The organism is Helicobacter sp. 23-1045, assembly GCF_053654655.1.
In genome coordinates, this window is the sequence record NZ_JBSIUR010000011.1 from 11,123 (window position 1) to 22,752 (window position 11,630).

Below are 11,630 nucleotides of genomic sequence, written 5' to 3' on the forward strand. Positions count from 1 at the left end.
ATCATTCTTTACTCATCAAATTTTCACTTTGCGTATCTTGTGCGCTTTCCTTTTTGCTATAAACTTCCACTGATATTTCTACAAAAAGCGTGTTTTTTTCTTTGCGGATTGTGAGCGGGAAGGCGATTTTCGCGCTATTTTGGAGTGTGGAGATATTTGCGGTTAAGTCTTTGATTTTGCCTAGATTCTGCGATTTGCCACTGATTTTAAAAGTGTGGATTGTTATGTTTTCTGTGGATTCTGCGGTGGATTCTGCGATTTTTATATCTTTTAGGTATTTATTTGCGTATTTTGTAATCTCGCTTTTATCGGGCGATTTTTGCAGTTTTGTGAAAACCTCCGCATTCTCACTTAAAAACGCCTCTTGCTCCGCTTTCAGCGCGCTAATCGCAGAATCTAATTGCGTTTTTAAAATATCCGTCTTTCGCAACTCCGTAACGGCGGATTTGTAACTATCCATCACAGGCAGCAAATAAAGCGAAGCACACGCCACCAAAATCCCCGCATACAAAAGCAAAAAAACGATATTTTTACTCCAATCAATGCTTTCGATGAAATCCCTCATCTCGCCCCCAAATTACTTTGATTTTTGCTAATTGAAGTGAAGTTAAACCACCCATTTGGCAGTGCGTAAAAGTCCGCGCGAGTCGTGTCAAAAACCGCCCTAAGCGGTGCTTCTAGTAAAAAGGAATACGCCTCCCGCGTGGGCGTTGTGCCTTTTAGCATAAGGGAATTTTCATCTAAGCGCATAAAATTTATCGTAATTTGATTTGGCACTAAATCAAAAATCTTTATCAGCGCATCGGATAAGTCTTTGTTATGGGCGAGATTCTGCGCTTCGAGTTTGATTTCGGTGCGCATTTTATTTAGGGTATTATTTAGCGCGCTAATGCTTTCATCCTGCCCGTCAATTTGCGTATTTGAGAGTTGCGCGTGGGACTTTATCGTCTTTATTTGATAATCCAAATATACGCCATAACCATAAATTATCCCCACGCTTATTGCGATATAGAAAATCCAAATTTTCGTTTGGTGCGAGATGATGGACTTTGGCAGTGGGTGGGTGAAACTATATTTCATAACTTTAACTCCATTTTTGCTAATTTCTCAATCTCATCGCACGCATCCACGCGCAAAAACTGCGTTTCCATCATTATATTATTCGTCAAATGCGTGATTGAGTAGTCGCTAATCCCGCACGCATCCAAAATCAGCAGTTCCTCGATAAAATCGCTTGCATATCGCTCATCTTTGTAGAAATTATTTAGCGTTTCTTTGATGGTGGCAATGAGCGTATTTGCGATATTTAAGTCGCTTAGATTTGCCACTTCATCGCCTTTTTCAAAGTCTTTTATGATGATATTTTCATTTGTATCATCTATCTCTTCAATCGTCTCAAACTTTACAACCTCGCTAGATTCTGCGCTTTTGGCAGAATCTTGTGAAAAAATTATGTAGTTGCCAAAATAAACGCCCTCAATATCCGCGATTAAAAGCGTGCAGGTGGTATTTTCTTGCAAAATATAGAGTTTTTTCGCAGAATCTAGGCGCGATTTGATTTTCTCATACACAAGGCAAAATGGCGAAAAGATAAAGTCCGCCCCCCGCACCTTGCTAAACTTCCCCTTAAAGTGCGCCATTTCATCCTTGTCAATATACACAAACCACTTTTTATTAAGTAGCATAATCAGCAGTTTGTGCGGATTGAGCGAGAAATCCTCGAACTTTTTGAGTTTATTGCCCTCTATCAATCCCTGCTTTGCCACACGCGAAATAGTCGCAATATAGGTAAATGGATAGCGATTTTGAATGTGGCGAATGTATTTTGCCGCCTCGATGGGCAAGTCGCCATTTACCGTGCGAAATGTTTTGGATTCATTATGCTCGGCATTCTTTGGGTGGGCGATTTTAACCCTGCAAATCTGCAAATCAATGTCAATAGAAATGATGACTTTTTGATACAATCTGCCTAAAAATCCTAACAAATTAGCGTCCTTTTTGAGTTTAGATTCTGCGAATATTGCGTAATTTTAAGCAATCCGCATTCCTTTTTTGAAACGCATTTGGAAACACATTTGGAAGCGCAGAATCTGCCCCCGCGCCGTCATTGCGAGGCAGTGGCGAAGCCACAACGAAGCAATCCATTTCCTCGTCATTGCGAGTGAGCGTAGCGAACGCGGCAATCCATTTTGTCATTCTCGCGCGAAGTCGAAGCACGAAGCGAAGAATCTCTATTTAGATTCTGCGAAATTCGCGAATTTTTGCTAGATTCTGCGATTCACACAAAAATCGCAGAATCTAAACTCAAAAACGCCCCGCGCGGAAGTATTTTTAGGCGATTTTGTGGGTTTTCAAGCTCGAAACTGCGAGATAGAACTGATGGGTTCATCGAGCAGTTGAGAGCGCAGAATCCCGCAAAAGCGTCAAAAAGACAACGCGCTTTTTTCAAGGTGCGCTGAAAATTTTTCGATTTAAGTATTTATAATTCACGCACGCCCCATTCAATCCCCTATCACACGCGATTCCATACAATTCTAACGCCTTTTCATAGTTTTGGCGCACACCATTGCCATTTTCATACATCACGCCCAAATTATTGCACGAGCTTAAAATCCCGCCTTCACACGCGATATTTAGGTATTTTACGGCGTTAAATGCGCTTTTTGGTGCGCCGTGTTTGCCGGAGGCATACAGATAGCCCAAATTCGCACAGCCGATTAAATCGCCCTGATTGCACGCCACAAAATTCAAATCCACCAATCCCAATTTGTCCTTATTTAGCCCAAAAATATTGTAAGTATTGCTTAAAAGTCCCAGATTATAGCACCCAAGCGCACTGCCCGAATCGCAAGCAAATTTGTAATATTGCAGACTTTTGAAGTAGTCTTTTTTCACGCCAATGCCGTTTGCAAACATATAGCCCAAATTGTTACACGCAAAAACATCGCCACCACTGCAACCCACCATATACAGCTCACTTGCCATTAGCTTGTCTTGCGGGATTTGTTCGCTACCATTGTCATAAATGGAGGCGAGATTTGAGCAAGCAAGGGCATTTCCGCCACTACACGCCTTGCGATAATATTGCAACGCCTTTTGATTGTCGCCATTTGTGCCAATCGCATACATATACATTAGCCCAAGCCCCAAGCACCCGTCCGAATCGCCCACTTCATCACAGGCTTTTTTGAAAAGATTGAAGGCTTCTGCGTAGTTGCCTTTTTGCGCTAGTGCGATAGCTGCGTTTGTCGCGCTACTCGCGCTAAAAAGCGGGATTGCAAATGCCAAAATTAAGATGATTTTTTTCATTTTCGCTCCAAAATGTGGATTTTGATTTTTAAAAGCAAAAATAATGCCAAAGGATTTCAAAAAAATGCAGATTCTGCGCAGAATCTATAAAAGTTTCCCCAAAGGGAGGTGTGGCTGTAAGCTGGATTCTGTTGCGTGGTGGCGCGTTTGGCGTTTGCCATAGCGCAGATTGCCACGCATAGCGACTATTTATCTAATGGCGCATTTCACAATGACGCTCACAGCGAATGGCTTAAATGCGAGATTTCTAACCTGCCATTCTTGCTACGGATTGGGTTTGCCGGCAATTTTAATTGCTTAAAATTCGGTGGGCTCTTGCCCCACCCTTTCACCCTTACCAAAGTTTGGCGCGATTGTCTTTTGGCGGATTTTGCGGGAGTTTGAAAAATTCTCGCTCAATGAACCATTAAGTTCTATTTTCGCTCGAATTTTTCGGCACAACCCACGAAATCCACTCAAAATACTTCCGCGCGACATAATCATAACTTCGGCGGTTTGCTTTCTGTTGCACTTTCCCTTACCTTTCGGTAGCCATTCGTTAAATGGAATCCTAATCTCAGTAGTCCAGACTTTCCTATTTTGGCGCAACGCACGCAAAATCAGTCGCCCACCACACCCTGCACTTTGGGGAGTGTGAATTATATCAAAATTTAGCGGTTTTATGCGAGATTCCGCAGAATCTCACATAATGAAACGAAGTTTTAGCGGATTTAGAATACCAAGTTAAATAGCACTTCTGCTAACACATTGCCTTTGTTTGTGTAGGTTGTTTTGTTGTCAGCTTTGCTAGAAGTTGTAGTGCCTAAATAGCCCACTTGTGGGATTATAGAAAATCCTTTGCCGACATTATATGGCAACTGCACAAATGCGCTATAAGAGTTCAAAATGCCTGTGCCGACTTTCGCTTCTGCTTTTGTGGCTTTTGTGGCGTATTGATACCCCGCACCGACTTTTAGTCCTAAATCATCATTTATATTCATTCCATACTCTAATGCTACGCCGACAAGATGAGTATTATTGCTTGTGCCACCTAATTTGAAATCTTTTTCATCAGCAACAGCAACATTTCCATAGCCACGAGATAAGCTAGGATTGTTGATTTTGCTTTCACCCACTAACTGCGAGTTTAGCCCATAGTTTATCAAACCAGATACATAGCTACCACCCAAATCATATTTTGCACCAGCGGCGAAATATGCGATGTGTGCAGTTGCCTTTCTACTTGCATAAGTGTAAGAAGCTGCGACTTTTGCAGTTAGTCCATCTGCGCTATAATCATATCCTACGGAGAATCGTGGGACAGATTTATTGCCAAGTTTATCGATATCACTTACATCATTTTCGCTAACTGCGACTGTCACACCATCAAACATATATGCGACTTGAAAGCGTCTTGTGCTTGTGCTTGTGCCACCAAATCCTTGAAGTCCGCTTTCAGTATCAAAGATAGAGCTTGAAAATCCGCCCATTGTGGTAACTAGCTCATTTTTACCAGCTAAGATTTTCCCTGCATCGCCAAAATCATATCCTAAATATAGATTACGAAAACCGCCTGTGTTACTTTTGTCGCCATAAAGAGTGGCTTCCCCTGCACCTAAAATCGCCGCGCCAAATACATTTCCATAGCTCGCCTTTAATCCAATGCGTGAGTTCCCCTGAATGCCGTAGATAAACTCGCTAGGATATGTGCCTCTTTGCAATTTTGTCCCTGTGGCTTTGCTGAAATTATATCCATAGCCCACCACAGCCTTTGCCATACCGATGACTTCTAAACTTTTCTCCCCGTCTTTTAGCACTTCAAACGCGCTAAGTTGCCCAAGCAACGCCCCTGCCGCCACTGCACTAATCAAAATCTTCTTCATTTTATACCTCCGAATGTTAAAATTTAATGAAGCGATAAAATTAAAGCAAAATTTTTTACTTTTATCAATAAAATTTTAAATTTTACGCAAAGTATTGCAAAATATTCGCAGAATCTGCTTTTTATTTCCCCCTCCCTTGCGGAGGGGGATTAAGGGGGTGGGTAAAATAAAAAATAATCTGTCATTGCGAGATTCTGCGAAGCAGAATCGTGGCAATCTATTTTTTTAATTTTTATTGTGGATTTGCAAGTGTGGGTCGGTGCTTCGCACAGACGCTTCGTTGTTTTCGCTTCGCTCGCTCGCAATGACGAATCTATTTTAGATTCTGCGATTCGCACGAAAATCGTAGAATCTAGTGTGCCGTTACTAACAATCGAAGTATTTTGCGGTGTTGCTTTCGTAGTTTTTGGCGAATCGACACAAGGATAGCGGACTTTGTGTCCGTGCCTTGTGGCGATTCGCCAAATCTGCGGAATGAATACCCAAAGGCGAATTGCCCACCTAATCCCCATAAATGCGTAAAAAGCGCGTATGTTTTGGCACTCCATTTTTGCTAATGCCACTAAATTGATATGTGATAATCGTCCCTATTTTAGGCGGATTGGCGCGCATTTCATCGCTTAAACCACTGCCTATGCGAAAAATCGTGCCTTTTGAAATCCCGCTATTTTTATCCGCCAAACTCTCGCACACAATCGCCCCCACTTTATCGCTCAAACGCCCCTTGCCACGCGTGAAATCGATGATTTTGCACTCGGCATCGTGCCTTGCTTTTAACTTTAAGGCGATGTGTGAGTTTCGTAAAATCACGCCCTCACCGCCCTTTGCGATTATTGCATTAAAAAAATCGCCCACTTCGCTTGTGTCGCTAAATTTATATTGCTTTATTGTCCTAATTTGCGCTATTTTATGCGAATCTAAAATGCTTTGAATTGTCGATAGATTCGCCAAAAAATCGCTTGATTCATTCAACTTCGCATTAAAAATCAAATATTTCACTTGCTTAAAATCCGCGCACGAAGGACTTTTTTGCCGAATCAAAGCACTGATTTTTTCAAACTCACCATAATCAATCCAAAGTTCGCCCTCCACAAACTCGCCCTTTTGCAAACCTAAAACCGCTAGATTCTGCGCGAAACAAGGCGGGATTGCGAATTTCTTGCCGCGTTTGCTAAACATTGTCTGTCCATCCCAAATGCCACGAACGCCATCAAATTTCTCGCTAACAGCGTAAGATTCTGCGTTTTTTAGAAATTTTAGCGAATCTAAATTCGCAAATCTTAAATCCGAATCCGCAGAATCTAGCGCAAAAATCCGCCCAAAAATCGCCAAAAATACAAGAAATTTTTTCATATTTCGCTCCAAAAATTACAAAATTACACAAAACGAAACACATTTCGCAATGCAAAATACCAAATTTTATATAATAAATATTTTTTTAAGTAGCGAAATTATACAATCGCATTTCATATTTTTTAACGAAGGGAGATAATATGTTAGAAATTAGGTGGCATTCTCGCGCTGGGCAGGGCGCGGTAACGGGTGCGAAAGGTTTGGCAGATGTGGTGTCTCAGACAGGCAAACAAGTCCAAGCATTTGCCTTTTATGGCTCAGCAAAGCGCGGTGCGGCGATGACTGCGTATAATCGAATCGATGATAGTGCGATTTTGAATCACGAAAAGTTTATGAATCCAGATTATGTCCTAGTCATCGACCCGGGACTTACTTTTATCACAAATATTTGTGAGTTTGAAAAGGATAGCACAAAATATATCATCACCACGCATTTAAGCAAAGATGAGCTAATCGCGCGAAAACCAGAGCTAAAAGGCAAAGAAATTTTTGTGCTTGATTGCATAAAAATCTCACAAGAAACGCTTGGCAAACCTATCCCAAATGCGCCGATGTTGGGGGCTTTGATGAAGGTTAGCGGAATGTTGGATTTGGAATTTTTTAAGGAATCTTTTAAAAAAGTGCTTGGCAAAAAATTGCCACAAGCGGTGATTGACAAAAATATGGAAGCGATAACTCGCGCATATAACGAAGTAAAGTAAAGGGGGAGAAAATGGAGCATAAAGGTTGGAATGAATTTGAAATCGGCTCGGTGCTATTTCCGTTTGCCGATGGTGGCGATAATATCAACAAACAGCAAGAGGACAGAAACTACACGCAAAACAACTCATACACCGCAAGTGTAGCGCATTGGCGCGTGGAGAAGCCCGTATTTAACGCAGAGCATTGCATAAACTGCTTTAATTGCTGGCTATATTGCCCAGATAGCTCAATAATCGCGCGAAATGACAAACTGCAAGGCGTGGATTATACGCACTGCAAAGGCTGTGGCGTGTGTTCAAGCGTTTGCCCAAGCAATCCAAAATCCTTGCTAATGTATAATGACATTGAGGACAATGATGAAGTGCTAAAAAAATGGCCTGAAAAACAAGCGAAAAACAAAGAAGCAAAAGGGGGCGAATAATGGCAAAGACTATGAATCTGCAAAAAACCGAAGTGTGGGATGGCAATATGGCGGCATCTCAGGCGATGCGTCAAGCCCAAATCGATGTCGTGGCGGCATATCCTATCACGCCATCCACGCCTATCGTGCAAAATTATGGTAGCTTTGTGAGCAATGGCTACATTGATGGCGAATTTGTAATGGTCGAATCCGAGCACGCAGCGATGAGCGGGTGCGTGGGCGCAGCGGCAGCAGGTGGGCGTGTGGCGACTGCAACAAGCTCACAGGGCTTCGCGCTAATGGTGGAGGTGCTTTATCAGGCATCTGGTATGCGACTGCCGATTTTGCTAAATTTGGTAAATCGCGCTTTGGCATCTCCGCTAAATGTCAATGGCGACCATAGCGATATGTATCTAAGCCGTGATACAGGCTGGATAAATCTCTGCACTTACAATCCGCAAGAAGCCTATGACTTTAACCTAATGGGCTTTAAAATCGCCGAAGATATGCGTGTGCGTGTGCCTGTGATTGTGAATCAAGATGGATTTATCTGCTCTCACACTGCGCAAAATGTCGCTCCATTAAGCGATGAAGAGGCGTATAGATTCATCGGCGACTACAAGCCACATAACGCAATGTTGGATTTTAGCAAACCCGTTACTTACGGCTCACAAACGGAGGAAGATTGGCATTTTGAGCATAAGGCGCAGTTGCATAATGCGATTATGAACTCATCAAGCGTGATTAGCGAAGTGTTTGCGGATTTTGCAAAGCTCACAGGGCGCAAATATAATTTAGTAGAAAGCTATGACTGCGATGACGCCGAGCTAATCATCGTAGCACTTGGGACAAGTGTCGAATCTGCGCGTGTAGCAAGTGGCGTTATGCGAAAAAATGGGCTAAAAACAGGCGTGGCTTCGATTCGCACTCTGCGCCCCTTCCCATACACCGAGCTAGGCAATGTGCTAAAAAATGCAAAGGCGATTGCAGTGCTAGATAGAAGTCTCCCCGCTGGGGCAATGGGAATGCTCTTTAATGAAACCACTGCGGCGCTCTATGGCGCATATAGCGCGAATCGCCCCATAATTTCAAACTATATCTACGGGCTTGGTGGCAGGGATTTGACGCAAAAGCATTTAGTAGAAGTCTATAATGAGCTAAAAGCAAACGCCGATTCGGGCAAACTCACGCACCCATCGCAGCAATTTATCGGGCTTCGTGGCAAAAAAATGGGATTTAACTAAAATTTGGGAGGTTCAAAATGACAAGAGAAATCAAAAATTTAAAGCAATTTTCAAATGTGGCGGAGCGATTTGAGGGTTCGCATTTGCTTTGTCCGGGCTGTGCGCACGGAATGATTGTGCGCGAAGTGCTAAATGCTACCGAAGCCCCGCTTTTGCTTGGCACTTCGACAGGGTGCTTGGAGGTTTCAACGGCGGTATATCCTTATACGAGCTGGAATGTGCCTTGGATTCATATCGGCTTTGAAAATGGTAGCACGGCGGTAGCTGGGGCAGAAGCGATGTATAAGGCACTTGCCAAAAAGGGCAAATACACAGGGCAAAAGCCCAAATTTGTCGCATTTGGCGGTGATGGAAGCACTTATGACATAGGATTTCAGTGGATTAGCGGGTGCTTTGAGCGCGGACACGACATAACCTACATTTGCCTTGATAACGAAGTCTATGCAAACACAGGCGGACAGCGCAGTGGCTCTACACCGCTTGGTTCTAGCACTTCGACTTCGCCAGCTGGCGATGTGAGCTATGGCAAAAAGGAAAAGAAAAAAGATTTGTTGTCGATTATGGCAGCGCACGGCGCACCCTATGTCGCGCAAGTTGCGCCAAACAAATGGAAAGATATGAATAAAAAAATCAAACGCGCAATCGACACGGACGGACCGACTTTTATAAATGCGATGAGTGCTTGCACGACTGAGTGGCGATTCAACTCTGATAAGACCGTTGAGGTGAGCGATTTGGCGGTGGATTCGCTTGTGTTTCCGCTATTTGAAATCATAAATGGCTGTGAGCTAAATATCACTTATCGCCCAAAAAATATTTTGCCTGTGAGAGATTATCTCGCGGCACAGGGGCGATTCAAACATTTATTTAAAAAAGAAAATGAATATATTATCGATGAGATTCAAAAAGATGTCAATGCAAAATGGGAATATTTGCAAAGACGCGAAGAAGCGCGAGTGTAGGGCGTATTTGTCCTTTTGCGTGGATACAATTTGTGTCTTTTGTATGCGATTCTTGCGTTTTTCGTGTGAATCGCAGAATCTCGCCAAAAATCGCAGAATCTAGCACAGATTCTGCGATTTAAAATTCAAAATTAGGAAATTTAAATGATAAATTTTGCTTTAAAATATTTAAAAAGCAAAACCACAACCTTTGAATGCGCCATCCAAAGTGGCGAAATAAGCAAAGAAATTGAGATTTATCCCACAAAAAATATTTTATTTTGCGGAAATGGCATTTTTGAGTTTGGCGATGTGGTGGAGCTAGATTGCATATTAAAAGAGCAAATTTCCAAAGAAATATATACGATGGGGGGGGGGATTAGATACTGCGCAAGATAAGTTAGATTCTGCGTCAAATAAGCAAGATAAGTTAGATTCTGCAAAAAACAAATTAGATTCTGCGAAGTCGCATTTAGTTTCTACGCATAATAGCACAGATTCTGCGCTAAATCACTCAAATCACGCGCAACACATAGTCGAATCTCCGCTGAGTAAAAATACAAAAACACTCCCACCAAAATCGCAGAATCTCCCTAAATCTCCCACTAAAATCAATCATTATTCAAATTTTTTCTTCCTTGATATTTTTGGGCGACCACATCGCTTTTTCCGTCCATTTACTTGTATCACGCCTGCGCTAAAAGTGCGAATAATGCCAAAGAGTTATATTTTTAGCGACAAAGATTTGATTTGGACTAAAAAGCGCAAGATTCTAACTTCGCACACGCTGTATTTTAATCACGAGTTCAATGCGCCAAATCACAAAAATTTACTAAAAAAATTATATTTTTTCATATCGTGTTTGCTAAAATGGCTAAATTTCTATCGCCATTTATTACGCGCTAAATACATAAATGGGCGTGTGGCGGTGATTTATTGGGGTGAAAATATCTTTCATTTTAATGCCGAGCATAATGGGAATTTATTTCAAATCCTAGATTCAAAACTGCATATTGATTATTTTATATTGCCACAGGATACGAGTTTCCAAAGGTTTTTTGTGGAAAAATTAAACATTCCACAAGATAAGATTTTATCCCCAAAGCCAAATCGCCTTTTGTATATCAAAGAGCTGGTGGTCCCTACGCTGTATCCTATGTGGGAAGCGGTGGATTATCGTGATAAAACTAGCTGGGCGAAAAGCTTCCCGCTAACGCCATATATTTATGATGCCTATAATTTTTTAGTCCCAAAAATCACGCCAAAACGCAAGATTTTCCTTAAACGCCCCAAAAATTCTAATCGCAATATCGAAAACAGCATAGAGGTGGAAAAGATTTTTGCAGATTTTGGATATGAGATTATTTTACCAGATTTGCTAAGTTTTGATAAGCAAATTACTATGTTTAATAACGCAAAAATAGTCGCCTCAATGCACTCTGCGGGGCTTGCAAATGTGCTTTTTATGCAAAAGGGTGCGTGTGTATTTGAGATTTATCCTAGTTTTTACCACGATGGCGGACCTAGAATTTTAAGCATTGGGCGGGGATTGAAGTATTTTTATATGGTAACTGAAAGTAGGTTAGGGGAGCATCCACAAAAAGACAATGCGATAATTTGCACCACCTCGCTAAAAATGGCGTTAAATAAATTAGAGGCGTATTTGGGGTAGATTCTGCGATTTTCGTGCAAATTCGCAGAATCTAGCATAAAACGCAGAATCTTTGGTGTAGAATCTAAATATATTTTTCGCAGAATCTCGCTAAAATTCGCATTTTATTTCGTAAAATCATTTCGCAAAATCATTTCACGCAAAAAG

15 protein-coding genes and 1 other RNA gene are annotated in these 11,630 nt (G+C 41.8%); 7 read left to right on the forward strand and 9 right to left on the reverse strand.

Going from position 1 to position 11,630, the window contains the following annotated elements; genetic code table 11:
• Position 1: 1 nt before the first annotated feature.
• From ACWIUE_RS09845 to ACWIUE_RS09860, 4 genes are read right to left on the reverse strand one after another with little or no spacing between them, the layout of a single operon-like run.
• Positions 2–565, reverse strand: coding sequence for a hypothetical protein (locus tag ACWIUE_RS09845; RefSeq protein ID WP_454136577.1), 564 nt, complete (start codon positions 563–565; stop codon positions 2–4).
• The gene (locus tag ACWIUE_RS09850) at positions 562–1,080 is read right to left on the reverse strand and encodes a hypothetical protein (RefSeq protein WP_454136578.1); all 519 of its coding nucleotides are present in this window, start codon (positions 1,078–1,080) and stop codon (positions 562–564) included. The genes ACWIUE_RS09845 and ACWIUE_RS09850 overlap by 4 nt, the downstream gene beginning before the upstream one ends.
• A complete protein-coding gene (locus tag ACWIUE_RS09855) occupies positions 1,077–1,985 on the reverse strand; it encodes a hypothetical protein (protein ID WP_454136579.1) in 909 nt (302 codons plus the stop codon). The genes ACWIUE_RS09850 and ACWIUE_RS09855 overlap by 4 nt, the downstream gene beginning before the upstream one ends.
• Positions 1,986–2,004: 19 nt before the next feature.
• Complete coding sequence (locus tag ACWIUE_RS09860) at positions 2,005–2,196, reverse strand: hypothetical protein (RefSeq protein ID WP_454136580.1); 192 nt, start codon at positions 2,194–2,196, stop codon at positions 2,005–2,007.
• Between ACWIUE_RS09860 and ACWIUE_RS09865 the strand changes: the two genes are divergently transcribed.
• Positions 2,190–2,459: a hypothetical protein gene (locus ACWIUE_RS09865; protein WP_454136581.1), complete on the forward strand. Its 270-nt coding sequence runs from the start codon at positions 2,190–2,192 to the stop codon at positions 2,457–2,459. The two genes, ACWIUE_RS09860 and ACWIUE_RS09865, sit on opposite strands and share 7 nt — an antisense overlap.
• On the opposite strand, the gene ACWIUE_RS09870 is transcribed toward ACWIUE_RS09865, so the two are convergent.
• From ACWIUE_RS09870 to ACWIUE_RS09890, 5 genes are all read right to left on the reverse strand, one after another.
• Entirely contained in the window at positions 2,446–3,309 is an 864-nt protein-coding gene (locus ACWIUE_RS09870) for a tetratricopeptide repeat protein (protein WP_454136582.1), read from the reverse strand. The genes ACWIUE_RS09865 and ACWIUE_RS09870 overlap by 14 nt on opposite strands.
• A gap of 101 nt (positions 3,310–3,410) precedes the next feature.
• An RNA gene (gene rnpB, locus ACWIUE_RS09875) (RNase P RNA component class A) lies at positions 3,411–3,928 on the reverse strand.
• 91 nt (positions 3,929–4,019) lie between these two features.
• The gene (locus tag ACWIUE_RS09880; protein ID WP_454136583.1) at positions 4,020–5,171 is read right to left on the reverse strand and encodes a hypothetical protein; all 1,152 of its coding nucleotides are present in this window, start codon (positions 5,169–5,171) and stop codon (positions 4,020–4,022) included.
• Positions 5,172–5,320: 149 nt separating this feature from the next.
• Positions 5,321–5,719 (reverse strand): hypothetical protein, encoded by a 399-nt coding sequence (locus tag ACWIUE_RS09885; protein ID WP_454136584.1) that lies wholly within the window; start codon positions 5,717–5,719, stop codon positions 5,321–5,323.
• Complete coding sequence (locus tag ACWIUE_RS09890; protein ID WP_454136585.1) at positions 5,673–6,524, reverse strand: DNA ligase; 852 nt, start codon at positions 6,522–6,524, stop codon at positions 5,673–5,675. The genes ACWIUE_RS09885 and ACWIUE_RS09890 overlap by 47 nt, the downstream gene beginning before the upstream one ends.
• A gap of 140 nt (positions 6,525–6,664) precedes the next feature.
• On the opposite strand from ACWIUE_RS09890, the gene ACWIUE_RS09895 reads away from it, so the two are divergent.
• The 6 genes from ACWIUE_RS09895 to ACWIUE_RS09920 all read left to right on the forward strand — a co-directional run bounded on the left by ACWIUE_RS09895 (position 6,665) and on the right by ACWIUE_RS09920 (position 11,483).
• On the forward strand, positions 6,665–7,225 hold the full coding sequence (locus ACWIUE_RS09895; RefSeq protein WP_454136586.1) for a pyruvate flavodoxin oxidoreductase subunit gamma: 561 nt from the start codon (positions 6,665–6,667) through the stop codon (positions 7,223–7,225).
• An 11-nt stretch (positions 7,226–7,236) separates the two neighbouring features.
• Complete coding sequence (locus ACWIUE_RS09900) at positions 7,237–7,647, forward strand: 4Fe-4S dicluster domain-containing protein (protein WP_454136587.1); 411 nt, start codon at positions 7,237–7,239, stop codon at positions 7,645–7,647.
• Entirely contained in the window at positions 7,647–8,870 is a 1,224-nt protein-coding gene (locus tag ACWIUE_RS09905; protein WP_454136588.1) for a 2-oxoacid:ferredoxin oxidoreductase subunit alpha, read from the forward strand. Before ACWIUE_RS09900 ends, ACWIUE_RS09905 begins: the two co-directional genes overlap by 1 nt.
• A gap of 17 nt (positions 8,871–8,887) precedes the next feature.
• On the forward strand, positions 8,888–9,832 hold the full coding sequence (locus tag ACWIUE_RS09910; protein WP_454136589.1) for a thiamine pyrophosphate-dependent enzyme: 945 nt from the start codon (positions 8,888–8,890) through the stop codon (positions 9,830–9,832).
• Between the two features lie 144 nt (positions 9,833–9,976).
• Entirely contained in the window at positions 9,977–10,210 is a 234-nt protein-coding gene (locus ACWIUE_RS09915; protein WP_454136590.1) for a hypothetical protein, read from the forward strand.
• A 313-nt stretch (positions 10,211–10,523) separates the two neighbouring features.
• Entirely contained in the window at positions 10,524–11,483 is a 960-nt protein-coding gene (locus tag ACWIUE_RS09920) for a glycosyltransferase family 61 protein (protein ID WP_454136592.1), read from the forward strand.
• Positions 11,484–11,630 lie beyond the last annotated feature (147 nt).

Excerpts from the sequence above, each read along its gene's own strand:
- ACWIUE_RS09845 (WP_454136577.1), bottom strand. The coding sequence starts at position 565 with ATGAGGGATTTCATCGAAAGCATTGATTGGAGTAAAAATATCGTTTTT.
- ACWIUE_RS09850 (WP_454136578.1), bottom strand. The coding sequence starts at position 1,080 with ATGAAATATAGTTTCACCCACCCACTGCCAAAGTCCATCATCTCGCAC.
- ACWIUE_RS09860 (WP_454136580.1), bottom strand. The coding sequence starts at position 2,196 with ATGACAAAATGGATTGCCGCGTTCGCTACGCTCACTCGCAATGACGAG.
- ACWIUE_RS09870 (WP_454136582.1), bottom strand. The coding sequence starts at position 3,309 with ATGAAAAAAATCATCTTAATTTTGGCATTTGCAATCCCGCTTTTTAGC.
- ACWIUE_RS09880 (WP_454136583.1), bottom strand. The coding sequence starts at position 5,171 with ATGAAGAAGATTTTGATTAGTGCAGTGGCGGCAGGGGCGTTGCTTGGG.
- ACWIUE_RS09885 (WP_454136584.1), bottom strand. The coding sequence starts at position 5,719 with ATGGAGTGCCAAAACATACGCGCTTTTTACGCATTTATGGGGATTAGG.
- ACWIUE_RS09890 (WP_454136585.1), bottom strand. The coding sequence starts at position 6,524 with ATGAAAAAATTTCTTGTATTTTTGGCGATTTTTGGGCGGATTTTTGCG.
- ACWIUE_RS09895 (WP_454136586.1), top strand. The coding sequence starts at position 6,665 with ATGTTAGAAATTAGGTGGCATTCTCGCGCTGGGCAGGGCGCGGTAACG.
- ACWIUE_RS09900 (WP_454136587.1), top strand. The coding sequence starts at position 7,237 with ATGGAGCATAAAGGTTGGAATGAATTTGAAATCGGCTCGGTGCTATTT.
- ACWIUE_RS09905 (WP_454136588.1), top strand. The coding sequence starts at position 7,647 with ATGGCAAAGACTATGAATCTGCAAAAAACCGAAGTGTGGGATGGCAAT.
- ACWIUE_RS09910 (WP_454136589.1), top strand. The coding sequence starts at position 8,888 with ATGACAAGAGAAATCAAAAATTTAAAGCAATTTTCAAATGTGGCGGAG.
- ACWIUE_RS09915 (WP_454136590.1), top strand. The coding sequence starts at position 9,977 with ATGATAAATTTTGCTTTAAAATATTTAAAAAGCAAAACCACAACCTTT.
- ACWIUE_RS09920 (WP_454136592.1), top strand. The coding sequence starts at position 10,524 with ATGCCAAAGAGTTATATTTTTAGCGACAAAGATTTGATTTGGACTAAA.